We start from the raw sequence: 25,945 nt of genomic DNA, 5'->3' as shown, positions 1-25,945 counted from the left end.
ATATGAAAGACGTATCTGAACAACGGTTTTATTTAGTGCGTGAAGATGTGCTGACGGAAGCGATGCAAAAAACGCTTGATGCAAAGCAGTTATTGCAAAGTGGAGAAGTCGCATCGATATGGGACGCTGTGAAAAAAGTGGACCTGTCACGCAGCGCTTATTATAAATATCGGGATGCTGTCTTTCCATTCCATTCGATTGTTCGGGAACGTATTTTAACGGTGTTTTTACAACTGGAAGATCGCAAAGGAACGCTTGCGACATTATTGAATACAGTGGCTGAAGCACAGTGTAACGTGTTGACAATCCATCAGACGATTCCCATTCAAGGTCGTGCCAATGTGACACTGTCACTTGATGTCACAGCCATGAATGTGCAATTGGATGATTTAATTCAACAATTGAAACGGCTGGATTTTGTCGAGTCAGCGGAAGTCATCAGTTCCGGCGCATCTTAAGGAGTGTCTTACATGTTAACTAAAGATTGGGAATCACGTGTTGCTTATTTAGGACCGGAAGCATCTTTTACACATTTAGCAGCAGGAACGGTCTTTGCCGGGGAATGGTTGATGCCGTATGCAACAATTCCAGAATGCATTGAAGCGGTGGCGAACGGGGAAGTTGAATTTGCCGTGGTACCACTGGAAAATGCACTGGAAGGTTCTGTGCCGTTAACAATTGATTATTTGTTTCACGATGTGGAACTGCATGTTTCGGCAGAAATTTTATCACCGATTGAGCAACATTTTATGGTACATCCTGAGCAAGTGGAGAATTGGCAAGATATCGAAATGGTCTATTCACATCCTCATGCACTGGCCCAGTGCCATAAATATTTGTATTATCGATTTCGCGGAGTACCTCTGGAACAGACTACATCAACTGCAGCCGCAGCAAAATATGTAGCAGAGAATCCAGACCGGACGATTGCAGCAATCGGAAATGATTTTGCCGCAAAGAAATATGGACTGACCATTGTGGAACCAAATGTCCATGATTTTCATTTCAATCATACACGGTTTTTTGTTCTTCAGAAGAAGAACATCCGTCTTGATAAAACAGGTCATGACAACTCACCCAAAACGACCCTTATGATTAAGCTGCCAGTAGATGACCGATCGGGTGCTTTGCATCAAGTATTGTCGGTATTCGCATGGCGTCAGCTGAATTTAAGCAAAATTGAGTCGCGTCCATTAAAAACAGGGCTCGGTCATTATTTCTTTATCATGGATGTACTAGAAGATGAACAAGCTGTTATGATGCAAGGAGCGAAAGAAGAACTACGCGCTTTAGGGTGCGAAGTGAAATCTCTCGGTACATATTTTACATACAAAAAGGAATGACCGCGGATTGCGCAGTCATTCCTTTTTTGTTTTTAAGAATCATTGTCCGAAAATGTACTCTCTTTGGAGCAACTTTCACTGGTTTGGAGAGCAAATAACCAATTTCCTCCTAATTGAGTTCCCATACCATTACGCAACAGAAGAATCACTCATTGTAGCTTGCAATCGACCTGCCAAGAACCCGAAGAATCCGCGGAAAGGGAGCAGCATTTCCCCATTTTTATAGAAAGGGACGTCATATAGCGCAATGACGTCCTTATCTTATTCCTCATCCGCCAAATATCCTTTTTTACGCATACCCTCAACTGCTGCTTCCAGGAATTCGCCTGAAGAGGCGGCAATCAAATGCAAATGAATGCCATCCGTCAGTTCGGATAAGTAACTGGCACCCGTTTCTTCCACGCGTGTCAAAAACAAATCGACTTCATGGCGGTTTGCCACCATGATGGATGCGGTCAGTTCACCATAAACAGGATGTTCGACCGTTACATTTTTTACTGTGACTCCTGCATCTACCAAGGTGTACAATTCGTCCCGCGCATCGGCAGGAGTATGCACACATGCGATTTGGCGTTCGAACGCATGGGTTTCACTTAATTGCTTCATATATACATAACCTTGGCTCGTGGCCAAAATCGGTTCGTTGCGAGCTTTTAATAAAGTCATGTCCCCAACGATTACTTGGCGGCTAACGCCAGCTTGTTTAGCCAATTCCGTGCCTTTAATTGGCTCGGAAGCTTCTTTTAGCAAGTGGAGTAATTGATGACGTCTTTCTTCTCCTAATAATTTCTTCAAGTTGATCCCGTCCTTTTCATGCATATCTATAGCACGTGTACTCATAGTTTATCATGTACAGCAATTATGTGACCAAATCAAAATGCGATTCATAGGATACATAGATGAAAGGGGGAATTATTTTGCACGTACATGTTGTGCAAAAAGGAGACACACTGTGGAAAATTGCTAAGCAATATGGTGTTTCTTTTGATGAAGTGAAACGTTTGAATGCCCATTTGGCAAATCCCGATTATATCGTCCCTGGGATGAAGATCTTCGTGCCGCAAAAGACGGCAAAAACGCAAGGAATGGCTGAACACCCGTTCACTAACGAACGACCAGTGAAAAAAATGAAGGAGGAATACACAATGGAGCCAGCTCCCAAGCCGATTCCTCAACCTGCACCACCAATCCATAAACCGACGATGAAACCAATGCCACAACCAATGCCACAACCAATGCCGCAACCAATGCCGCAACCAATGCCACAACCGATGCCACAGCCAATGCCGCAGCCAATGCCACAACCAATGCCACAACCAATTAATCAAAACATAGCAATGACACAAATGATGCCTCAATATATGGGCATTCCTTACGGATGGATTCCGGTCCCTGACATGGACGTTCATTTGCAAGTAAATTTACCACAGCATGCAGCTCCTGCACCTGCACCAAAACCGATGCCGATGCCTGCACCTGCATCAAAACCGAAGCCGATGCCTGCGCCAAAAGTTCCGCATGCTCCTAAGTCTCAACCCGGATGGCAATTATTGGATTCCAGTTCACTTGAGATGGAATCATCACTGCAAATGCCGACAATGCCACCTCAGTACCATCCTCAGCCGCCTTGTGGTTGTGGGGCACCGCCTCCACCACCATCACCTTGCGGATGTGGAGGCCATCGTCCTTCACCTTGTGGATGTGGAAAACAAAATTATGCGCAACAACCGGTATACGGGCAAAATCCATACCCAACTCCATATCCAACTCAAACCATGGGTGAAGAAATGGAAAGCAATAATATGATGCCGCAACAAATGATGCCTCAATATATGATGCCACAACAAATGATGCCTCAATATATGATGCCTCAGCATATGTCTCCATTCATGGCATGCATGCCATGTCATATGTGGCCCGCTCCACAAGGGCATAGGGGTTATCCGAATCCCGTTCGCCACTATTAAAAAGTGGAACGAGGGCATTACGTTCAATTAAAGCCAAATGTGTGGAAATGGCAAATTGGACCCCATGCGTATTCATTAAAAAAATATGAATATGAATCAGATGCAAATAAGATTCGTTATATACATGAACAATTAACTAATGCGGGTGCGGATTTCATGGTTCCAATTGAGCCATATCCAGATGCATTCGTCATCCAGCAACCGTGGATTGAAAGTGGGCGAAAAGTTCAGTTCAATCAATTGGAAGATCGGAAAAAATCGCTTGAAGTGATTCATAAACTGCACGCAACACGAAAGCAGGTTGAGTGGCAGAAGTCGGGTCTCTTTCACGAGATTGATTTGAATCGGAAATGGGCCCATCGTTTGGAAAAATGGCAACAAGTTGAGCCCTTTCTTATTCAAAAACTCGGTTCTTCCAAAACCCAGAGAATTACGAAACTCGCCAACGATTCTTTAGCACAGCTCAAACCGATCAAACGTGATAACGTAACTCTGCTGCACGGAGATGTCGTTCACCATAATTTTGTGCGTGATAATAAGAACCGTATGTATATCATTGACTTTGACCTGGCCTGCATAGGACCTGCAGAGGTGGAACTTATTTTATGGGCTCACCGTGTCCTGCCGCATTTTGATTATGATTTACATGCACTTATAGAAGAACATCCATCTCTCATCAATGTAGATTGGAACTATTTATTATTTCCAAATGAATTGATGCGTGAGTGGTTGTATGCGACTACTTTGTCAGATCAACAATTGTTGGGGTTTTTACCAAAGCTAAAGAAATTCACCAACCATGCGTTAAAAAGAATGCCGCAGCTATGGGAAGACTGTAGCCGCTTGACGTAAGACATCTGCAAAAACAGAACAACACCCGTGATGACTGACATCACGGGTGTTGTTTGTTTATGAAAATTATTCTTTTTCACTTTGTTGTTGTTGCATTTCTTCTACTTTTTTATTTTCTTCATGATTGCTGTGCTCCTGGTTATATTGCAATGTTTTGCGGTTCAGTTCATTCACTTCACCTTGTTCGTTTTGATGGTTTTGTTGATTATTCTGATGCGTAAAGGTATTATTATTTTTTCCCATAAGTAACTCCTCCAAGTTTAGTATTTTAAGATATTGAACATCTTTTCCCAACAATATTCTAATTGAAACATTTTCCGTAGTAGATTAATTGCAACTTGCTAAAATACATGTTGTTCGAATCGGCGTTTATTCCTAGGTTTCTTCCTGCGAACATCCGTTTTATATGCTATAATCAGTACGTTGAATGTGAGGAGAGACTTTAAATGTACGATTACATAAAAGGCTTGGTTACACGTATTACACCGGAATATATGACACTCGAACAGCAATCAATAGGTTGGCAGATTTACACGCCAAATCCTTACGCATTCCGAGTATCATCAGAACCACAACAAATTTTCACCCACTTGCATGTCCGAGAAGATGCCCAATTGCTTTTTGGCTTTGTATCGCTTGATCAACGCGAGTTGTTCCGCAAGCTGATTCAAGTATCAGGCATCGGTCCAAAAGGGGCCTTGGCTATTTTGGCTAGTGGACAACCCTCTCAGGTTGTGCAAGCGATTGAACGTGAAGACGAGTCGTTTTTAGTGAAATTCCCGGGTGTCGGCAAAAAAACGGCACGTCAAATGATTCTTGATTTAAAAGGAAAGCTTGGCGATTTATCAATCGACTTCGAAATGCCAAGCGGGGAAGATGAACTTCAATTATTCCCGGAAACGTCAGGTAAACACGAAATAGAAGAAGCGTTCTTAGCACTTGCGGCACTTGGTTACTCAGAACGTGAATTAACAAAAGTGCGTCCGCAATTAGAGGCATTGCCCGAAGTACTTGATACGGAAGGCTATATGAAAAAAGCACTACAGTTGTTGTTGAAACTCAGCTAATGAAAGGAGGTTAACGTCATGCAAGAACGTGTGATTTCAAGCGGCGTCTCAGAATTCGATGAACGTTTTGAACAATCGTTGCGTCCGCAGTATTTGTCTCAGTACATTGGACAAGATAAAGTAAAGAATAATTTAGACATTTTTGTAAAAGCAGCAAAAATGCGTGAAGAGAGCTTGGATCATGTACTTCTGTATGGACCTCCAGGGCTAGGAAAAACAACTTTAGCTGCCGTTATTGCAAACGAAATGAATGTCAATATCCGTATGACGAGTGGTCCTGCGATTGAAAGACCAGGCGATCTTGCGGCAATTGTCAGCTCACTTGAACCGGGTGACGTGTTGTTTATCGATGAAATCCATCGTCTGAATCGCTCAATTGAAGAAGTGTTATATCCCGCGATGGAGGACTTCTGTCTGGATATCGTCGTAGGAAAAGGACCATCAGCGAGGTCTGTCAGGCTCGATTTGCCACCGTTTACTTTAATCGGTGCAACGACAAGAGCCGGTGCTTTATCGGCTCCCCTGCGAGATCGATTCGGCGTACTGCTGAGACTTGATTACTATGACAACCAGGCGTTGACTGAAATTGTATCCCGAAGCGCAACATTGTTTGATGCGGAAATTGACCATCCTTCTGCAGGTGAAATCGCCAGTCGCTCACGAGGTACTCCTCGTATCGCAAACCGTTTATTGAAGCGTGTACGCGATTTTGCCCAAGTCAGAGGAAATGGTACGATTTCGATTGAAACTGCTCAGGAGGCACTCGAACTGTTGCAAGTAGATGCACTTGGTCTTGACCATATTGACCACAAATTGATTTTGGGCATGATCGAACGTTTTCGTGGTGGCCCTGTTGGTCTCGACACCATCGCTGCAAGTATCGGTGAAGAATCGGCAACTATAGAAGATGTCTATGAACCGTACCTTTTGCAAATCGGCTTCTTACAACGTACCCCTCGAGGGCGTGTAGTAACGAAACTCGCGTATGACCATTTTAACCTCCCATATTTTGAGGAATAAAGATTAAAGGAAGTATAATCATGCAAGTAGAAGATTTTGATTTTTATTTACCAGAAGAATTAATTGCACAGACGCCGCTTGCCGACCGAACATCGAGCAAGCTTTTAGTTTTGGATAAAGACAGTGGGGAAGTCACCCATCATACATTCAAGCATATCGTAGATGAATTTCAGGCTGGAGATTGCCTAGTCCTTAATGATACACGCGTTCTTCCTGCACGACTGATGGGTGTAAAAGAAGAGACCGGTGCTAACATTGAACTTCTATTGTTGAAACAGACGGAAGAAGATGTGTGGGAGTCACTTGTGAAGCCTGCAAAACGTGTTAAAATTGGCACGGTCGTGTCATTTGGTGAAGGTTTGTTGCGTGCAGAATGTGTCGGAGAAGCCAACCACGGTGGACGTCTGTTTAAATTTACTTACGACGGCATTTTTTATGAAATTCTCGATCAGCTCGGAGATATGCCGTTGCCACCATACATCCGCGAAAAACTTGATGATAAAGACCGTTATCAAACAGTTTTCGCAAAAGAACGAGGTTCAGCAGCAGCTCCCACAGCCGGACTTCATTTTACCGACGACTTATTAAATGAAATTCGTGCAAAAGGCGTGGAAGTAGTGTTCATCACACTTCATGTTGGTCTTGGAACGTTCAGACCTGTCAGTGTCGATTCGATAGACGACCATGAAATGCATTCGGAATTTTATCGATTGTCACAAGAAACAGCAGATACAATTAACCGTGTTAAAACGTCAGGCGGTCGCATCATTTCTGTTGGTACTACTTCTACACGTACGCTTGAAACGGTAGCCAATAAATTTAATGGCCAATTGCAGGAAGATAACGGATGGACATCGATTTTCATTTTCCCAGGCTATGAATTTAAGTGCATTGACGGCTTGATTACAAATTTCCATTTACCGAAATCTACGCTTGTGATGTTGGTCAGTGCACTGACATCACGAGATAAAATTCTGAATGCTTATAAGCAGGCAGTTAACCATCAATACCGATTTTTCAGTTTTGGCGACGCGATGTTTATTCGCCCGTCCGCAAATCAGAAAGGAGTTCGTGCATGACAGCGATTCGATACGAACTAATTAAAACATGTAAACAAACAGGAGCGCGTTTAGGTATTGTTCATACACCTCACGGCTCATTTGAAACACCGACATTTATGCCAGTCGGTACACAAGCGACAGTTAAAACAATGTCTCCTGAAGAATTGAAAACGATGGAAGCCGGCATCATTTTGAGTAATACGTACCATTTATGGTTACGTCCAGGCCACGAAATTATTAAAGAAGCAGGCGGACTGCATAAATTCATGAACTGGGACCGTGCGATTTTAACGGATTCCGGTGGTTTCCAAGTATTCAGTTTAAGCGAGTTCCGTAAAATTGAAGAAGAAGGCGTTCATTTCCGTAATCATATGAACGGTGATAAACTCTTCCTAAGTCCTGAAAAAGCGATGGAAATACAAAACGCATTAGGCTCCGATATTATGATGGCATTCGATGAGTGCCCACCATTCCCTGCAACACGTGAATATATGAAATCAAGTGTAGAACGTACTTCTCGATGGGCTGAACGCTGTCTGAACGCACACGCGCGTCCTGAAGACCAAGGATTATTCGGGATTATCCAAGGTGGGGAATATGAAGATCTTCGCCGTCAAAGTGCCGCTGACCTTGTTTCAATGGATTTCCCGGGCTACGCAATTGGTGGATTGTCTGTAGGGGAGCCGAAAGACATCATGAATCGTGTACTTGAATTCACGACACCATTCATGCCTTCTGATAAACCAAGGTACTTAATGGGCGTCGGTTCACCGGATTCTCTAATCGACGGAGCCATTCGCGGTGTTGATATGTTTGACTGTGTGTTGCCAACGCGTATTGCTCGTAATGGTACATTGATGACAAGTAACGGCCGTTTAGTTGCCAAAGGGGCTAAATATGCCCGTGACTTCGGACCAATCGATGAAAACTGTGATTGTTACGTATGTAAAAACTACTCTCGTGCGTATATCCGCCATTTAATCAAAGCGGAAGAAACGTTTGGGATTCGTTTGACTTCCTATCACAACTTGCATTTCTTGATGAATTTGATGAAACAAGTTCGTCAGGCAATTCGTGAAGATCGTCTTGGAGATTTCCGTGAGGAGTTCTTCGAACAGTACGGATACAACAAACCGAATGCAAAAAATTTCTGATTCTTGTATACTTAATGTAAAGGTTGTTTAAAAAGTTTGTATTTCAATGCTTCTTTTTGGACATGCGCTTATATAGAGAAAGGGGGAAATAAAATAATGGATCAATTAATGGCCTTAGCGCCTATAATTTTGATGTTCGTAGTGATGTGGTTTTTCATCATCCGTCCAGCACAAAAACGTCAAAAAACAACAGCTTCTATGCAATCTAGTTTAAAACGTGGGGATCGTATCGTAACAGTGGGTGGCCTTCACGCGTTGGTAGATGCAGTGGATGATGCAACTGTATTTGTTACAGTAGCAGACGGCACTCGTCTTCAGTTCGAACGTGCGGCTATCGCTCGCATCTTGGACGCTTCTCCAGCACTATAAAATGTAAAAAACAAAACCTGTTCTCCTTTAAAGGAAAACAGGTTTTTTTGTATATTGCTTCGTTTTTTCTCTCATACTCAATAGAAAAAGGGGATGCGTATGAGTGATTTATTCGTTGTAGCATGGAGAACCATTTTTCTCTACATGCTAATATTGTTTATTTTCAGAATCATGGGTAAGCGGGAAGTCGGCGAATTAAGCTTGATGGACTTAGTCATTTTCGTCATGATTGCAGATGTTGCTTCATTTGCAATCGATAACCCGAAACGCAGTTTGTTTGAATCCATTCTGCCCATGATTCTTTTACTTTTGATTCAAATCGGAGCATCTTATTGGTCATTGAAAAGCAAGAAAATCCGTGATTTGATTGATGGAGATCCTTCGGTTATTATACGTAACGGTGAAATCATTGAATCAGAAATGCGCAAACACCGCTACAACTTGGATGACTTATTCCAGCAGCTTCGTGAACAGCAGATTGGATCGATTCAAGATGTGTCGTATGCATTTCTGGAGCCATCGGGAAATTTATCCGTCTTCAAAAATGATGGCGATCATCCAGTGTTGCCACTTATCGTCGATGGAGATATACAGGAAAGCCATCTCGATCTGATCCAGCAGGATAAAGAATGGTTGCTCGATGAATTACAAAAAATCCATATTCATGATCCCAGAACCGTATTCTATTGTAGTTATGAACGGGAAAAATTATATGTGCAAATGAGAGAGCGATTTAAGTCTTCTTTATAAGCTTACGAAGGAGACGGACATCTGAGATTTGAAGCTGACCAAATACAAGCAGTCCGAGGAATATCAATGCTGCCGTCACCATACTATCAGCCAACCAAGGCATTTCACCTAAAGGCCAGATGACTGGACGAAGAATCGTTACAATGATAAACAGCAGATAGGGAAGTGCGAAAAACGTGAAGCCAATGCCGGCTTCTTTTTTTTGTCTGAGTGTTGCCATATGTAAGAATGACGTTAAACAAACACCGAAACCGATGGCTAAAATCGCACCTTTTTCTTCCACACCAGGTTGGGAAGCCAATACAAACATGACAAATAATTTTCCTAGTCCACCGTAAATTGAATTCATCATAGCAGCTTTTGCTTCATGCATCGCTTGTAGGATGGCATGGAGCGGACTCTGGATGTAATAGAAAAAGAATACAGGTGCAAGTAGAGCCATGTAACCTTTTCCTTCTGTTACATGGAAGAGCACGCGGACGATGTGTTCACCGTGCAAATAAAAAATAGTTGCAGCAAAACATCCGGTAATGGCTGACACCCGCATGGCTAGTGATACACGCTCCTGAAGCATCGAACGGTTGGAGCGTGCTCTCGCGTCACTGACAGCAGGGACCAACACAATGGACAAGGCGTATGGAATAAACGCAGGGAATAACAGCAACGGGATAAAGACTGCCGAGATCATACCGTATAAATTGGTAGCGGCCACCGCCCCGATTCCTGCGACTGAAAGTGCCTTAATAAAAACAATCGGTTCCAAAAACCATGTGAAAGATCCGAACAATCGACTGCCTGCAGAAGGCAATGCTATCTGTAAAATAGGTGAAGAGGGATAATTAACTTTATTTTCTTTTATTGTTTTTACTCGCTTGTATTTCCACCACAAGTATAGGAACGAAACGAGTTCCGCAATCAGAGCCATTGTCATGGCTGCCGCCGCAGTTGCTGCCGGACTTGATTGATTGACCACATATGGCAATAGCCACGTGACAAGTCCAATGCGGAAGAATTGCTCAATCAAAGACGACCAGGCAGTTTCCTCTACTTTGGCGAGTCCTTGGAAATAACCTTTGAGTACACCTGAAAAAGCGGCGATCGGAATCGTCAATAAGCCGATAATAAGAGTTTGGCTCATAGCTTCATTTTCCATCAGGTTCGTTGCAACAAATGGAACCGTAAAGTATAAGAGTGGTCCGAAAAGAATGATGGAAACCCAAGTTAATTTCCACACTTGTCGCATGAGAGCCTGTATCTCGGCATGCTTTTTCCCTGCATACAACTCAGCGGTAATTTTGGCAACAGCGATTGGCAAACCGAGCTGGATTAACGATAAGAAAAAAATAAACGCTGGGTAAGCAGCTGAATATATACCAACTGCTTCCTCACCTGCGATTCGCACAAACTGAATGCGAAAAACAAAGCCAAACAATTTCGATAAAAAAACAGCGCCCATTAATACCATCGTTCCACGTAAAAATGTCGACAATTATGCCACTTCCTTCTCAAGTCAAAGAAATTCGTATACAATATTCGTATGCGAAAATAACGATGCTTAAAACCGAAGAAGAGGGAAGTGTTTCAATGAGTGTTAAGTATGAAGAATTATTTGAACTTGTGCGACCCGCATTGGAAAGTAAAGTTGCCGAATTTCGGGTGTATAGTTACAACTCTGTCACGGAAGCGGATGTCTGGAATTATTGTATTAATAAAAAATGGCGAAAACGTGACATTCAGGAAATGCGAGTCTCTGAATTGGTAAATGATATATTGGAGACTTCGCCCGCACAGTACATGACACACACTCAAATTGAAGACTTCAGAACTTCAAATTGGTTCTCGGAACTCAATCAAGGAGATCTTCAGGACCTATTGAAACCGAATGTTAAAGCATCAAAGTCAAGCATTGTTATAGCTAAATCGTCAGAATCTTAAGGACATTTGACACGTGGCGTGACGTGTTTCATAATAATCATGTTGCGCTTTTTTCGAGAGTGGTGATTTTAGATTGCCATTTGACAAGTTGAGGAGGAAGTTTACATATGAAAACCAGAGGCCGAATAATCGCATTTTTATTACTCATCGTAGTATTTGCGGCTTCCATCAGTACAACCGCTCAATCGGTTGTCAGCAATATTAAACTAGGATTAGATTTACAGGGTGGTTTTGAAGTTCTCTATGAAGTTCAACCATTGAAGGACGAGAAAGATCAGAAAATCACTGAAGATGTGCTTGCTGATACTGCGGAAGCTCTGTTAAACCGTATAGATGTTTTAGGAGTCAGTGAGCCGGTCATTCAAGTTGAAGGCGAAGATCGTATTCGTGTACAACTTGCGGGGGTTGAAGATCAAGAATCCGCGCGTGAATTGTTATCAACGCAAGCGAATTTAACTTTCCGTGATGTTGAAGACAATTTAATGTTGGACGGTTCTGATTTAAAAGAAGGTGGAGCAAAGGCGACATTTGATGATAAAAATCGTCCGATGGTCACACTAGAACTAAAAGATCCTGCTAAATTTGCAGAAGTGACTCAAGAAATCAGTCAAAAACCAGTTGGTCAAAACTTATTGGTTATCTGGTTGGACTTTGAAGAAGGAAAGGATTCTTTCGCTAAAGAAATGACGAAAGAAAAACCTAAATTTGTTTCAAGTCCTACTGTGGATGAACGAATCAATTCAAATAATGTTCAAATCAGTGGTTCATTTACAGTTGAAGAGACAAAAAGTTTAGCAGGCGTATTAAATGCAGGTGCATTGCCGGTTAAATTGGTAGAAAAATATTCAACTTCAGTTGGAGCCCAGTTCGGTGAAAAAGCCCTGACATCTACGATTTTTGCTGGAGTAGTAGGGACTATATTAGTTGCTTTATTTATGCTTCTTTATTACCGTCTTCCAGGTTTGGTTGCAGTAATAACATTAGCGGTGTTTGTTTATTTAAATTTATTGGTCTTTGAACTGATCAATGGAGTTTTAACCTTGCCAGGTATCGCAGCGATTATCCTGGGAATCGGTATAGCAGTAGATGCAAACATCATTACAGCTGAACGAATAAAAGAAGAAATACGTATTGGTAGGTCTATTAGTGCAGCATTTAAAAATGGTGCAAAAGATTCGTTTTCTGCTATTTTTGACTCCCATATCACTTCTTTATTAGCCTCTGCCGTATTGTTCTATTTTGGGACAAGTTCTGTTAAAGGCTTTGCGATTACATTGATCATCAGTATTTTAGTTAGTTTCATTACCGCTGTATGGGGATCACGAATACTTTTAGGCTTACTTGTAAATAGTGGATTCTTCGATAGCAAGCCATGGTTATTTGGGGTCAATAAATCAGCGATTCATCATGCTGATGAAAATTATAGTGCTTTGGATTTGCCAACAAAATTTGATCGATTTGATTTTGTTAAATCACGTAAAAAATTCTTTACAGCGTCCCTTGCTTTCCTTGCAATTGGGATGATATTACTTGGGATTTTCCGCTTGAACTTAGGTATTGATTTCTCAAGTGGTACACGAGTTGAAATCCTGTCTGAAGATTCTTTGACAAAAGAGGAATTAATCACTTATTTAGAGTCGATTGATCATCCTTCTGAAGATATTGTCATTTCAGGTGATAAAAAAGAAATTGGCGTTATTCGATATAATGAAGATTTCTCCCAGAAAGAAATCAATAAATTGAAAGCGACAATCAGTGATGAATATGGTGCTGAACCAAACATCAGCACGGTATCTCCGACTGTCGGAAAAGAACTTGCAAAAAATGCAGTTAAAGCCTTAATTTTCGCTTCTATTGGGATTATCATTTACACGGCATTCCGATTTGAATGGAAAATGGGGATATCAGCAATATTAACTCTTTTATACGATGCATTCTTCATGGTAGCGGTATTCAGTATATTCCGCTTGGAAGTGGATATTACCTTTATTGCGGCAATCTTAACGATTGTAGGTTACTCGATTAATGATACAATCGTGACATTTGACCGTATTCGTGAAAACATGAAACGTTCGAAGAAAATCGAGACAGAAGAAGAACTTGCAACGATTGTTAACAAGTCACTTCGCCAGACACTTGGACGATCCGTTAACACGGTTTTAACGGTTGTCATGGTTGTAGTCGCACTATTGCTATTCGGTGCAGAATCCATTCGTAATTTCTCATTGGCTTTATTTATCGGTTTAATTTCCGGTACGTATTCTTCAATTTTCATCGCTGCACAGCTTTGGTTCGTGTTCAAAAAACGCGAATTGAAAAAACGTGGAACAATTGATGTTGAAGAAGATGAGAACAAGAAAAAATGGGGTTCTGACGAGCCTGTCGTATAATAAGCACGTAAAGTTTATAAATAATGAGGAACAGGGTATAGATAACTATGCTCTGTTCCTTTTTTTTGTGTATTATGGAACAACCAATATTTTGAATACTGAGGAGGGAACTGGATGAAATTTCAATGGTCTTTATTATTTGCACTTATTTTTGCAGTGGTTGTTGCCATTTTTGCAGTCGTCAATGTGGATACGGTACCGGTCAATTACGTCTTCGGCACCGCCCAATGGCCACTCATTTTAGTTATTTTAGTGTCAGCCTTATTAGGAGCACTAGTGAGTGGATCAGTCGCCATTTTCCGTTCATTCGTATTTCAGCGTCGTGTGAAGCAGCTGGAGAAAGATAATACAGTAAAAGAATCACTGATTGCGGCACAGCAAAATGAAATCTCGGCTTTAAACAAAAATGTACCTGTTCGTTACCAGGATGCACATTTGGCTAATGAAGATACCGATAGTGAAACTAAAGTACTCCCACCGATTAGCAAACGCGATATTAAAAATGATACAAAAGCCGATGTCCGTTCCACTAGTTAAGTTGAATGAAGCGCTCATTATGAGTGCTTTTTTTGTTGTTTCCAACTAGTTAGAGGTTTAGTTGGAACATCATATTTAAACGTAAGATAGTTGAAGAATTACAGAGCTAACGAGATACGTTATAATGGTATTTATGAGGAAGTGACTAAAGATGATTGAATCAAAAAAGAGATGGCGTATGGAAAGACCAGATGACCAAATCGTTCAACATTTAAAAGAAGCATTGAATTTACCGACTGTATCTGCGAAACTTCTAGCGTCTCGCGGATTTTCTGATGTCAACAAAACGAAAGCGTTTTTACATATGGACGAATCATCCATGCATGATCCGTTTTTATTGCACGATATGGATAAAGCAGTGGAGCGTATTAAAAAAGCAATTGCCGATGAGGAAATGATTTTGGTATACGGCGATTACGATGCAGATGGCGTGACGAGTACTTCTGTCATGATGACTGCACTCCAACAACTGAATGCCAATGTAATGTTTGCCATTCCAAATCGATTTGTTGATGGCTATGGTCCGAGTGAACGATTATTTAAAGAAGCATTTGAAGATGGTGTGAGTCTCATCATTACGGTGGATAACGGAATTTCAGGCATCAATGAAATTCAATTAGCCAAGGAATTAGGTATGGACGTTATTGTAACCGATCACCATGAAGCAGGTGAGATCCTACCACCTGCTGATGCCATTATTCATCCAAGACATCCTCTGGGAAGTTATCCTTTTGGAGAACTAGCGGGTGTCGGTGTAGCCTTTAAAGTGGCACATGCTTTACTCGGTGAAGTGCCGAAAGAACTGTTGGAACTTGTTGCAATCGGAACAATAGCCGACCTGGTTTCTTTGCACGATGAAAATCGATACTTTGTACAAGCAGGCATTAAGCAATTGCGGATGTCAAAAAGACCGGCAATCAAGGCACTGTGTCAGATTGCAGGCACTGAACAAAACCAAATCAACGAAGAGACAATTGGCTTTATGTTCGGTCCACGCATAAATGCATTAGGTCGATTGGCAGATGCAGGTCCAGGCGTCGATATGTTTTTGACAACAGATTCTGTGGAAGCGGCATCCCTTGCGAAAGTATTGGACACGCATAATAAAGAACGACAAGGCATAGTCAGCCAAATGACCGAAGAAGCCATCGCGATGGTGGAATCAGGTGATATTGGAAAAAATCCATTGGTGATTGTCGTGGCGAAAGAAGGCTGGAATCCTGGAGTAGTTGGAATTGTTGCGTCCCGTTTGGTTGAAAAGTATTACCGCCCAACAATTGTTCTGGGTCTCGATTCAGAAAAGGGAATTGCTAAAGGTTCCGCACGAAGTATTGAGGGTTTCCACTTATATAATGAACTTGCTAAAAATCGTGATATTTTGCCTCATTTTGGAGGACATCCAATGGCAGCGGGTATGACCCTGCCATTAGAAAAAGTTACGGATTTGCGTACTAGATTGCTAGAGCAAGCCGAACAGTCATTAACAGAAGAAGATTTACTACCTGTTCAACAGATCGATATTTCCATCAACCTCGAAGAAATTGATTTGTCGACAATTGAGTCACTGAAACAACTGGGCCCGTTCGGTATGGATTTTCCTAAGCCGATGTACTGTATTGAAAACGTCAATATTTCGTCCATGAGAAAAATAGGCGCGAATCAAAATCATGTGAAAATGGAGCTCGCTGATGGTCCACTGACGCTCGATGCTGTTGGCTTCAGTAAAGGCCATCTGGCAGATGAAATGACGCCAGGAGTCGCTGTGTCATTTATTGGGGACTTGCAAATCAATGAGTGGAACGGTCGCAAGAAACCGCAATTCATGATCGAAGATGCGAAAACGGATGAATGGCAACTATATGACATACGTGGGATTCGACAAGTAAATAGATGGCATCAGATGATTCAGCCTGACAATACCTTGTATCTTGCGTTCCATCAATCAACTGTTCATCATTTTCAATCGTTATTGAATGTTGATATTAAGTTGATTTCCAAAGCACAGTCTTTACCGGACGCGAAACCATATATCGTTCTGCTTGATATACCGGAACAGGAAGAAGTATTGGAAACTGTTTTGACACATGTACAACCGAAACGGATTTATGCTCATTTTTATGCTCCAGAATCCACTTATTTTGAAGGAATGCCTAGCCGCGATCACTTTAAATGGTATTATGGATTTTTGGCTAAACGTCCTTCATTCGATTTGCAACAACACGCGAAAGATCTTGCCAAACATAAAGGATGGAGCGAAAGTACATTATTTTTCATGACAGAGGTGTTTTTTGACCTTGGTTTTGTTAAAATAAACAGTGGACGAATTGACCTGCAGGAAACAGTGAATAAACGCGACCTTGCAGAGTCGACGATATATCAAATGCGCGAGAAAAAAATGCAGCTTGAACAAAAGCTTTTATATGCGCCATATATGGAATTAAGACAATGGTTTGATGCCCGCTTAGCCGAGCAGACCGTTCCTGAGGAGGAGCAAGTATGGATTTAAAGCAATATGTAACAATAGTGGAAGATTGGCCGAAACCAGGTATCCGTTTTAAAGATATTTCAACAATCATGGATAATGGTGAAGCTTATAAATATGCAACTGATCAAATCGTGGAATATGCGAAAGAAAAGAACATAGATATGATAGTTGGTCCTGAAGCACGCGGATTTATTATCGGTTGTCCGGTCGCTTATGCGATGGGTAAAGGGTTTGCTCCTGTTCGTAAAGAAGGGAAATTACCTCGTGAAGTAATTCGTGCGGAATATGACCTTGAGTATGGAACGAACGTCCTGACGATGCATAAAGATGCGATTAAACCGGGTCAACGTGTCATGATTTGCGACGACTTGCTTGCAACGGGTGGAACGGTCGAAGCAACAATCAAACTCATCGAACAAATGGGTGGAGTGGTTGCGGGATGTGCATTCCTAATTGAGTTAACTTACCTTGATGGACGCGAAAAATTAAAGGGCTACGACATTTGCACTTTGATGCAATATTAAGGTTGAAAGAAGATGAACTAATCAAGTTCATCTTTTTTTTATTAAAAAGTATGTTGATTTTTTGAATGACCATATAATAAAAGACAATATCTTGTAGCATTTAGGGTGCAAGAAGTGTTTATCTAATATACAATAGTCTTTACATATATTCGAAAGTGAATGGAGTCTAGTGATTCGACATGGCGAAAGACCAAATATTTACAGCTGAAGAAGTGTTCGCAATTGTCGCTACGTACATGAACGACAAAAACGTGCAATTTGTCAAAAAGTCGTATGAAATGGCGGAGCATGCTCATCGAGAACAGTTCAGAAAATCAGGAGAGCCTTATATTATTCATCCGATTCAAGTGGCGGGGATATTGGCAGAACTTCAAATGGATCCTGCAACAGTAGCTGCAGGTTTTTTACATGATGTCGTAGAAGATACGGATATCCATAGAGATGACATCGTTCGCGAATTCAGTGAAGAAGTGGCGATGTTGGTGGAAGGTGTCACCAAGTTAAGTAAAATTAAATTCATGTCGAAAGAAGAACAGCAAGCGGAAAATCACCGCAAAATGTTCGTGGCGATGGCACAGGACATTCGTGTCATTTTAATTAAATTGGCTGATCGATTGCACAATATGCGCACATTGAAATTCCAACCTGTTGAAAAGCAAAGGCTTAAAGCAAGTGAAACGCTGGAAATTTTCGCTCCCCTGGCACACCGACTTGGGATTTCCACGATCAAATGGGAACTTGAAGACATTTCGTTGCGCTATTTAAATCCCCAGCAATACTACCGCATCGTGAATTTGATGAAACGAAAACGCAATGAGCGTGAAGACTACTTGAACAATGTGATGGTCGATATTAAAAGTGAGCTTGAAGACGTTGAAATCGAAGCGGATTTATATGGCCGACCAAAACATATTTACAGTATTTATAAAAAAATGGTCCTGCAAAACAAGCAGTTTAACGAAATCTATGATTTGCTTGCCGTACGAATAACAGTCGAAAGTATCAAAGACTGTTACGCAGTTCTAGGCATTATCCATACACTTTGGAAGCCGATGCCTGGACGTTTCAAAGATTATATTGCCATGCCAAAACAAAATTTGTATCAGTCACTCCATACAACGGTCGTCGGTCCTCAAGGTGATCCTTTGGAAGTACAAATCCGAACAGCAGAGATGCATCGCATCGCTGAATACGGGGTTGCTGCACATTGGGCATACAAAGAAGGCAAAACAGTGGAGTCTTCTAATAAATCGGTTGATTCGAAGCTCACATGGTTCAGGGAAATTTTGGAGTACCAAAATGAGTCCTCGAATGCAGAAGAATTTATGGAATCTCTTAAATTCGATTTATTCTCGGATATGGTTTATGTATTTTCTCCAAAAGGTGATGTAATGGAGCTGCCTGCAGGTTCGGTTCCCATTGATTTTGCTTTCCGCGTGCATTCCGAAATCGGTAACAAGACAATCGGTGCAAAAGTAAACGGAAAAATGGTGCCACTTGATACGAAGCTGCAAACAGGTGATATCGTAGAAATATTAACTTCCAAGCAATCATTTGGCCCTAGTCGAGATTGGCTGAAAATCGCCCAATCCTCACAAGCCAAAAATAAAATTAAGCAGTTCTTCAAAAAACAAGTTCGTGATGACAATGTCCATAAAGGTCATGAAATGATAGAAAAAGAAATAAAAGCACAAGAGTTTGATATTAAAGAAGTATTAACGAATGAAAATATAAAACGCGTATGTGAAAAGTTCAATTTCACGAGCGAAGAAGATATGTATGCAGCAGTTGGATTTAACGGCATTACTGCACAGCAGGTAGTGAACCGTCTGGCAGAGAAAATGCGTAAGATACGTGATCATGAAGAAGCTTTAGAGAAAATCACTAAAGAAATGCACACGCCAACTATTCGAAAAGCAACCGAATCAGGTGTTATTGTCAAAGGAATAGACAACTTGCTTATTCGCTTATCCCGTTGCTGCAGTCCGGTTCCGGGTGATGAAATCGTCGGTTTTATTACAAAAGGCCGTGGGGTTTCAGTCCATCGAGACGATTGCCCGAATGTGCAGGATGCAACAGGGAATGAACGTTTAATTGACGTTGAGTGGGGTCAGCCAACGACGGCGACGCGTAAGGAATATCAAGTCGATATTGAAATTTCCGCATTCGATCGTCCTGGTTTATTGAACGAAGTGATGCAAGTGGTGAATGAAACGAAAACTAATATTTCAGCAGTCAGTGGTAAAGCAGATCGCGATAAGATAGCTACCATCAATATGACCATTATGATTACAAATATTGCACATTTACACAAAATTGTTGAACGTATTAAACAAATTCCAGATATTCATTCCGTGCAACGAATGACGAATTGAGGGTTTAGTTTTGAAAGTTGTAATACAGCGAAGTTTAGAGGCAAAAGTTACAGTTAATGGGGAAGTCACCGGGCAAATCGATAAAGGTTTGGTTCTTCTCGTGGGCATCACCCATGAAGATACCGAAGAAGATGTTCGATATGTAGCCGAAAAAGTGGCAAATCTTCGTTTGTTTGAAGATGAAACCGGGAAAATGAATCTATCCATTTTTGAAGCAGGTGGCTCTATCTTATCCGTTTCCCAATTTACACTTTATGGAGATACAAGAAAAGGCAGAAGACCGAGCTTCAGTGAAGCGGCCAAACCCGATATCGCGAAGCCGCTTTGGGATTTATTTAACGAAGAACTTCGTAAATTGAATTTACATGTCGAAACAGGTGTCTTTGGCGCAATGATGGATGTATCTTTAACGAATGACGGTCCCGTGACATTGATTGTGGAATCAAAGTAAATAGAAAACACCCTTTATCAATACGAAACCATATCATATGGTTCGTAGTTGAAAAGGGTGTTTTTTTTATTTGGCTTAGTTAGAGAATGCATAACTACTGTCCACCCCATACTTGCAGAAACACATTTGAGGCTTTCTCGGATGTAGATCTCGAATAACAAGTGAATCTATGATACAGCAAGGGGGATTAGGGGTACAGAACAGATTCCATTGATAGAGCATTTGCAGCATTAATGGAATTAGTAATGTGGGGGAATTTACCTTCTGTAAGTTGTTATGTAAAAAGCTATTTTTCAGCATCTCAAAGTCTAAGTAATCGTGCTCATTATGTAACTGGGTATTTTCCCAAGAGGAAATCTCCATTATGGTAAATATAATACTTGAATGAATAATGAAAATGGTTAATAATATTAAATAACAAATTAATATTATTTATTTTTTTGGATAAAAAAATTTAAATTTATTATTTATATTTTTAATTCCTTGCTATATAATCGAATCAACTAAAAGGAAGGAATTTCATTATGGCGTATAAAGTAATCACAAATTGTCCTGTCTGCAGTAAAACATTGAAAATTACAAAGTTGCATTGCTCTCATTGTCACACTACGATCGAAAATGAGTTTGAATTATCTAAGCTGGCATCCTTATCAAATGATCAGCTTCATTTTGTGGAAGTATTTTTAACATGCAGAGGGAATATCAAAGAAGTTGAAAAGGAACTGGGGATTTCGTATCCAACGGTTCGAGGCAAGCTAACAGACATCATTTCATCCCTTGGATATGTGCAGAAGAAGAAAAATGAAGTAGACGAGAAAAAAGTTGTCACCATGTTGGAAAATGGCGAAATCACACCAGAAGAAGCCATTAAGCTCTTAAAAGAGGAATAGGGAGGAATTTATCATATGAAAGAGGAAATTACAAGAGTGTTAACAATGGTTCAAGATGGGAAAATTGATGCAGATAAGGGATCAGAACTGATTCAAATATTAAAAGAGAAAGAAGAAACAGGTAATAAGCTTTTTGAAAAACCGACTAAATATTTAGATAAAACATTAAAAATTCGTGTTGTATCAGCCGAAAATGATAACGTCACGGTAAATTTACCTATAAAACTTGTCAAGGTAGTATTAATGGCTGGATACAGCATCGCAGCGAGTATTCCTCAATCGGAAAAATATATTAAAGATATAGACATAAGCCTTATTATTGAAGCAATCGAAAACGAATTAGATGGCCAAATTGTTGATATCAAATCGGCAAACGGGGATACCGTTTCGGTCATCATTGATTAGTGATTTACTTATGATGCATGTAAAAGTGAAAGCAAAAGATGTTCGGTTTACCATCCCAATTCCATATGCTATTTTAAACATTGTTATTTTAATTTTGTCTTCAAAATTTTTTCAGCAAAATGCAAACAAATGGACAAAAGAGCACTTCGAAAGAAAAAAACTGGACTTTACCTTTCCACTAATAGACAAAAAGACGCTAAAGCCTATCGTCAAGGAACTGGAAAATTATAAGGGGATCGTGCTAGTAGATGTCAAAGCTAAGGACGGTACTGAGGTTAAAGTTAGACTATAATTTATTATTAGAATACACCGACCACTGACTGGCATTTTGAAGAAAAAGCCTAATTTGTCGCTACAATACCGAGAAAATTGTAAAAAGACAATAAAGTTATTTAATTTTAAAAGCTCAAACAAGCATAACCCCGTTCTAAATTTAGGACGGGGTTAAAAATATAGTTGTTGTTATTCAGCAATAGCACCCGATTGTTGAATAACATGACTGGAGTTTTTTTGTCGCAGATTCCCTAACGATTTTATTATCGTTTTGCAAACTCAATAGAAATGCCATATTAAAAAATGATATATATATTGAAAAGCAAGAGAGTACATTTGCGCCTAGCATGCCGCAAAAAAGAATATGGTCAAAGGTAATTTGACCATATTCTTTGCGACGAGTAACCGCAGGAGCAATCTTTTAGGCGACGAGTAACCGCAGGAGCAGCACTTTTGAAGCGTGAGACCCACAAGTATGTGGTTTTCATACTTGTTGGCTCATGCGAAACGTGCGGCTAGCGCAAATATACGATAAACATTTAACTTAATCATTTATTAATCAATGTAAAATTCCACTATCTTAAAATCATATGGCTTTAGCTGAATTTGTGGTGATGGCTCGCTTGTAACTATTTTTTTATCTGTCCATAGATTTTTCAACGAGTTGTTTTTTATCTCATATGGAATGTGATAAGTCTGAGTTGAATTTGTAGGGTTAATCAGTACGAAAATATTCCTGTCACCCATATATCTTCGGTAAACTACAAAATTACTTTCAACCCAGTTCATAAACTGGAAATGACCATCATTGGCGAGCAATGGATGTTGTTTTCGTAATGAAATGCATTTTGTCACATGAGCTAGAAGGTCCGTATTCTGTTTCTCTTCAACCCATTCCATGCATGCTCTGCAGCCAGGGTCTCTTCCACCCGCCATGCCAATCTCGTCCCCATAGTACATACAAGGTGACCCCATGAATGTATACATCAGTAAGTAAATCAGTTTGACGCGTTTTACATCGTCCTGACACTCCGTAAGTATTCTCGATGTATCGTGACTGCCCACCAAATTGAACGTGACGTTCATCACATTATTTGGATAGCTTTGCAGAACAGTAGTCATGGAGTCCATAAACTCAGTAGCAGATATGGTCTGACTGGCCAGTAGTTGCAATACATTAGTAGCGAACGGATAGTTCATTACGGCATCGAATTGATCACCGTTGAGCCAAGGCATGGCATCATGCCATACTTCCCCAAGAATATAGACATCAGGTTTTTCGTTACGGACGACATTTCGGAAATCACGCCAAAATTGGTGGTCCACTTCGTTGGCAACGTCCAAGCGCCAGCCGTCAATATCGAATTCTTTTATCCAGTAAGCAGCAACATCCAGCAAATATTTTTTTACTTGAGGGTTCTGTGTATTCAATTTGGGCATTTGGGAAACAAATGCAAATGCTTCGTAATTTGGACGATCTCCTTCCTGCAAGGGAAGACTGTGCGGATAGAACCAGTTTACGTATTCTGAATCCCTACCTTTTTCCAATACATCCTGGAAGGGAGGGAAGTAGTAACCACAATGATTGAAAACAGCATCCAACATCACTTTGATTCCACGGGCATGACATGCCTCGACCAAGTTTCTGAAATCTTCTTTCGTTCCGAATTGAGGATCAATAGAAAAATAATCAATGGTGTCATATTTATGGTTGGATGGTGCAGTAAAAATGGGTGTAAAATAAATGCCGTTTATTCCGAGCTTTTCTAAGTAATCAAGTTGTTGCTCCACACCATGCAGATCGCCACCAAAGAAATTGTTGGTTGATGGTTCAGCTTCTCCCCATGGTTGAACGTCTTTTGGATCGTTTAATTTGTTTCCGTTGAAGAAACGGTCTGGAAATATTTGATACCATACTGTATTTTTCACCCATTCAGGAGAATCAAACAGCTCTGACTCATGGAGGTAGGGGAAGCAGAAATAATAGCCACAATCATATATGATTTCTTCATGTAATCCTTTTTCCGATAAAACAAAGGTTTCTTCGTTCGAGTGCAGTTCAAATCCGTACCGAATTCTACGGTGAGGGGGACTGATATTTACTTCCCAGTAATCGAACAATGCATCAGTTGCGCATATGAATACATCTGCTCGCTGAATAATCCATTTGTCATTTTCCCAAATGTAGGGATCGCCATAAATAAGCTCGATCCGTTCAACATCCGATTTTTTTGTGCGAATCCTTATGCAAAGCGTGCCCTCGTCAAGAATAAAGGAGTAATTATTCCCTGGTCTGTGAAAAATTGCCGAACGTTCCATTCCAACACCACCTTATGTTTATTTTATATGCTCTGATAAAAGATACTGCTGAAATTAAGGGAATCTTTATCTCTTTAATTCAAAATCAGCACAAAGAGTTAACAGAGCCAATTTAAAAACTTCGTCTCAGATTAACAAAACAATTCAGTCAATTCAATCCCTGAAAAAATTTTTTCTAAAATGTGACATCCAGTCAACTAAAAAATTTCCTTTAACGATTGTTTAAAATAGTTATTGTAAAATTAGAAACAATCATTATAATTAAGAATATATTTGTGCAATCGCTTTCACAAGTTTAAAAGATTCGGAAAAGGTCCTTTGAAGACAAACATTATTTTTTTAAAAAGAGATGATAGCGTTTTCATTTTTACGAGTTTTTAGATTTGTGCAAACGGTTGTATAGGTGAGTGTTCAAAAAGATATTAGGAGGGTCATGATGAAGAAAAGTTTATTATTAATGATGCTTGTTCTTTTATTAGCAATGCTCGGCGCTTGTGCACCTGATCGTGCAGAAAATCCAGAAACTGACGGTAAAGACTCAGATGGCAAAGAAGTGGCTGAAGAGCCTAAACCAGAGAAACTTGTAATCTGGGAAGATGTTGACAAGTCAAAAGACTGGTTACCAGCTGCTATCGAATCTTTCGAAAAAGAGTATGGTATCAAAGTTGAATTTAAAGAGTTGAACATGGCTGATAAAATCCGTGATCAATTACGTCTAGATGGTCCAACAGGAAATGCTCCAGACGTTGTAACTCTTCCTCATGACCAAATCGGTCAAGTTGTAACTGAAGGACTTATTCAAGAAATTAAAGTTGAAGATTCAGTATTAAAAACATATAGCGAATCTTCTATTACTGCTCAAATGTATGATGGAAAACTTTTCGGTCTTCCTAAAGCAACAGAAACACCAGTATTTATTTATAACAAAGCATTAATGGAAAAAGCTCCTGAAACAATGGATGAGCTTTATACATTCTCTAAAGATTTCACAAAAGGTGAAAACTACGGATTCCTTGCACTTTGGGATAACTTCTACTTTGCACACGGTGCGATTGCAGGTATGGGTGGATATGTGTTCAACGAAGGCGAAGAAGGTCTTGACCGTAAAGATATTGGCTTGAACAATGAAGGCGCTGTAGAAGGTGCTGCATACATTCAAAAATGGTACACAGAAGGATTATTCCCTAAAGGTATCATCGGTGAAACTGGCGGCGCTGCAATGGACGGCCTATTTAACGAAGGTAAAGTTGCTGCAGTTATGAACGGACCTTGGGCATTCCAATCAATGAGAGACGCAGGAGTTGACATCGGAATTGCTCCAATGCCAACACTTCCAAACGGAGAGCATGTTAAAACATTCATGGGTGTTAAAGGATGGCACGTAACGAAGTTCACGAAAAATCCTTACTGGGCAACAAAACTTATCGAACACTTGTCTAATGATGAAAACTCGAAAGCTCGTTTTGAAGCAGTTTCAGAAATTCCTGCTAACGTAGCATTAGTTGAAGATCCAATTATTGCTGACAATGAAGGCGCTAAAGCTGTAGCTGTTCAATCACAATACGCAGTGCCAATGCCAAACATTCCAGAAATGGCCGAAGTTTGGGGACCAATGGCTTCTGCACTTCAAACTGTGGCTACAGGTAAATCTGAACCACAAGCAGCATTGGACGAAGCCGTTAAATCTATCAAAACTAACATTGAAACAAATCACCCAGCGAAATAATACTTGCTAAATGTGTCTCCCAAAATCTACTCCGATGCCTGAGAAAGTTAAT

Annotated in this window: 25 protein-coding genes; 21 read left to right on the top strand and 4 right to left on the bottom strand. The window is 40.5% G+C overall.

Features of this window, described 5'->3' with window-relative positions; genetic code table 11:
- The first annotated feature begins 2 nt into the window (after positions 1–2).
- Together AC1DSK_RS10310 and pheA are read left to right on the top strand one after the other, a co-directional pair.
- On the top strand, positions 3–458 hold the full coding sequence (locus AC1DSK_RS10310) for an ACT domain-containing protein (RefSeq protein ID WP_016426802.1): 456 nt from the start codon (positions 3–5) through the stop codon (positions 456–458).
- Between the two features lie 12 nt (positions 459–470).
- On the top strand, positions 471–1,343 hold the full coding sequence (gene pheA, locus AC1DSK_RS10305) for a prephenate dehydratase (protein ID WP_477546970.1): 873 nt from the start codon (positions 471–473) through the stop codon (positions 1,341–1,343).
- A 261-nt stretch (positions 1,344–1,604) separates the two neighbouring features.
- Here the strand turns inward: pheA and AC1DSK_RS10300 are convergent, their stop codons facing one another.
- Complete coding sequence (locus AC1DSK_RS10300) at positions 1,605–2,138, bottom strand: 3H domain-containing protein (protein WP_477546969.1); 534 nt, start codon at positions 2,136–2,138, stop codon at positions 1,605–1,607.
- 122 nt (positions 2,139–2,260) lie between these two features.
- Here AC1DSK_RS10300 and AC1DSK_RS10295 point away from each other — a divergent pair, with 122 nt between their 5' ends.
- Complete coding sequence (locus AC1DSK_RS10295) at positions 2,261–3,310, top strand: LysM peptidoglycan-binding domain-containing protein (protein WP_477546968.1); 1,050 nt, start codon at positions 2,261–2,263, stop codon at positions 3,308–3,310.
- Positions 3,311–3,349: 39 nt separating this feature from the next.
- Entirely contained in the window at positions 3,350–4,162 is an 813-nt protein-coding gene (locus AC1DSK_RS10290) for a phosphotransferase (protein ID WP_477598211.1), read from the top strand.
- A gap of 66 nt (positions 4,163–4,228) precedes the next feature.
- On the opposite strand, the gene AC1DSK_RS10285 is transcribed toward AC1DSK_RS10290, so the two are convergent.
- Positions 4,229–4,405 (bottom strand): hypothetical protein, encoded by a 177-nt coding sequence (locus tag AC1DSK_RS10285; RefSeq protein ID WP_477546966.1) that lies wholly within the window; start codon positions 4,403–4,405, stop codon positions 4,229–4,231.
- Between the two features lie 203 nt (positions 4,406–4,608).
- On the opposite strand from AC1DSK_RS10285, the gene ruvA reads away from it, so the two are divergent.
- From ruvA to AC1DSK_RS10255, 6 genes are all read left to right on the top strand, one after another.
- Positions 4,609–5,229 carry a Holliday junction branch migration protein RuvA gene (gene ruvA / locus AC1DSK_RS10280; RefSeq protein WP_342543404.1) on the top strand — a complete coding sequence of 207 codons (621 nt, stop codon included), beginning with the start codon at positions 4,609–4,611 and terminating at the stop codon, positions 5,227–5,229.
- An 18-nt stretch (positions 5,230–5,247) separates the two neighbouring features.
- Positions 5,248–6,249: a Holliday junction branch migration DNA helicase RuvB gene (ruvB, locus tag AC1DSK_RS10275; RefSeq protein ID WP_477546965.1), complete on the top strand. Its 1,002-nt coding sequence runs from the start codon at positions 5,248–5,250 to the stop codon at positions 6,247–6,249.
- A 20-nt stretch (positions 6,250–6,269) separates the two neighbouring features.
- Positions 6,270–7,328 carry a tRNA preQ1(34) S-adenosylmethionine ribosyltransferase-isomerase QueA gene (gene queA, locus AC1DSK_RS10270; protein ID WP_016426810.1) on the top strand — a complete coding sequence of 353 codons (1,059 nt, stop codon included), beginning with the start codon at positions 6,270–6,272 and terminating at the stop codon, positions 7,326–7,328.
- Positions 7,325–8,464, top strand: coding sequence for a tRNA guanosine(34) transglycosylase Tgt (tgt, locus tag AC1DSK_RS10265; protein ID WP_016426811.1), 1,140 nt, complete (start codon positions 7,325–7,327; stop codon positions 8,462–8,464). Before queA ends, tgt begins: the two co-directional genes overlap by 4 nt.
- 96 nt (positions 8,465–8,560) lie before the next feature.
- Positions 8,561–8,833 carry a preprotein translocase subunit YajC gene (gene yajC, locus AC1DSK_RS10260; RefSeq protein ID WP_016426812.1) on the top strand — a complete coding sequence of 91 codons (273 nt, stop codon included), beginning with the start codon at positions 8,561–8,563 and terminating at the stop codon, positions 8,831–8,833.
- A gap of 99 nt (positions 8,834–8,932) precedes the next feature.
- Complete coding sequence (locus tag AC1DSK_RS10255; RefSeq protein ID WP_477546964.1) at positions 8,933–9,583, top strand: DUF421 domain-containing protein; 651 nt, start codon at positions 8,933–8,935, stop codon at positions 9,581–9,583.
- Here AC1DSK_RS10255 and AC1DSK_RS10250 read toward each other — a convergent pair.
- Complete coding sequence (locus AC1DSK_RS10250) at positions 9,567–11,072, bottom strand: putative polysaccharide biosynthesis protein (RefSeq protein WP_477546963.1); 1,506 nt, start codon at positions 11,070–11,072, stop codon at positions 9,567–9,569. The two genes, AC1DSK_RS10255 and AC1DSK_RS10250, sit on opposite strands and share 17 nt — an antisense overlap.
- Positions 11,073–11,167: 95 nt before the next feature.
- Here AC1DSK_RS10250 and AC1DSK_RS10245 point away from each other — a divergent pair, with 95 nt between their 5' ends.
- From AC1DSK_RS10245 to AC1DSK_RS10200, 10 genes are all read left to right on the top strand, one after another.
- The gene (locus AC1DSK_RS10245) at positions 11,168–11,518 is read left to right on the top strand and encodes a post-transcriptional regulator (protein ID WP_477598209.1); all 351 of its coding nucleotides are present in this window, start codon (positions 11,168–11,170) and stop codon (positions 11,516–11,518) included.
- Between the two features lie 107 nt (positions 11,519–11,625).
- Positions 11,626–13,908 carry a protein translocase subunit SecDF gene (secDF, locus tag AC1DSK_RS10240; RefSeq protein ID WP_477546961.1) on the top strand — a complete coding sequence of 761 codons (2,283 nt, stop codon included), beginning with the start codon at positions 11,626–11,628 and terminating at the stop codon, positions 13,906–13,908.
- A gap of 114 nt (positions 13,909–14,022) precedes the next feature.
- Complete coding sequence (locus AC1DSK_RS10235) at positions 14,023–14,445, top strand: LapA family protein (protein WP_477546960.1); 423 nt, start codon at positions 14,023–14,025, stop codon at positions 14,443–14,445.
- Positions 14,446–14,596: 151 nt separating this feature from the next.
- A complete protein-coding gene (gene recJ / locus AC1DSK_RS10230) occupies positions 14,597–16,951 on the top strand; it encodes a single-stranded-DNA-specific exonuclease RecJ (RefSeq protein WP_477546959.1) in 2,355 nt (784 codons plus the stop codon).
- The gene (locus tag AC1DSK_RS10225; protein ID WP_342543414.1) at positions 16,942–17,454 is read left to right on the top strand and encodes an adenine phosphoribosyltransferase; all 513 of its coding nucleotides are present in this window, start codon (positions 16,942–16,944) and stop codon (positions 17,452–17,454) included. Before recJ ends, AC1DSK_RS10225 begins: the two co-directional genes overlap by 10 nt.
- A 179-nt stretch (positions 17,455–17,633) precedes the next feature.
- Entirely contained in the window at positions 17,634–19,829 is a 2,196-nt protein-coding gene (locus tag AC1DSK_RS10220; RefSeq protein ID WP_477546958.1) for a RelA/SpoT family protein, read from the top strand.
- Between the two features lie 10 nt (positions 19,830–19,839).
- Positions 19,840–20,280, top strand: a complete 441-nt coding sequence (dtd, locus tag AC1DSK_RS10215) for a D-aminoacyl-tRNA deacylase (RefSeq protein WP_477546957.1) — start codon at positions 19,840–19,842, stop codon at positions 20,278–20,280.
- Between the two features lie 524 nt (positions 20,281–20,804).
- Positions 20,805–21,170: a DUF2089 family protein gene (locus AC1DSK_RS10210; RefSeq protein WP_477546956.1), complete on the top strand. Its 366-nt coding sequence runs from the start codon at positions 20,805–20,807 to the stop codon at positions 21,168–21,170.
- 15 nt (positions 21,171–21,185) lie between these two features.
- Complete coding sequence (locus tag AC1DSK_RS10205) at positions 21,186–21,575, top strand: SHOCT-like domain-containing protein (protein WP_477546955.1); 390 nt, start codon at positions 21,186–21,188, stop codon at positions 21,573–21,575.
- A gap of 10 nt (positions 21,576–21,585) precedes the next feature.
- Positions 21,586–21,867, top strand: a complete 282-nt coding sequence (locus AC1DSK_RS10200) for a hypothetical protein (RefSeq protein WP_477547088.1) — start codon at positions 21,586–21,588, stop codon at positions 21,865–21,867.
- Positions 21,868–22,403: 536 nt separating this feature from the next.
- Here AC1DSK_RS10200 and AC1DSK_RS10195 read toward each other — a convergent pair.
- The gene (locus AC1DSK_RS10195) at positions 22,404–24,167 is read right to left on the bottom strand and encodes a glycoside hydrolase family 13 protein (RefSeq protein ID WP_477546954.1); all 1,764 of its coding nucleotides are present in this window, start codon (positions 24,165–24,167) and stop codon (positions 22,404–22,406) included.
- 436 nt (positions 24,168–24,603) lie between these two features.
- Between AC1DSK_RS10195 and AC1DSK_RS10190 the strand changes: the two genes are divergently transcribed.
- Positions 24,604–25,893 carry an extracellular solute-binding protein gene (locus tag AC1DSK_RS10190; protein WP_477546953.1) on the top strand — a complete coding sequence of 430 codons (1,290 nt, stop codon included), beginning with the start codon at positions 24,604–24,606 and terminating at the stop codon, positions 25,891–25,893.
- Positions 25,894–25,945 lie beyond the last annotated feature (52 nt).

This window comes from Paenisporosarcina sp. P4_B8, from assembly GCF_056402175.1.
Note: the sequence above shows the minus strand (reverse complement) of the source record. Positions and strands in the feature narration are given on the sequence as shown.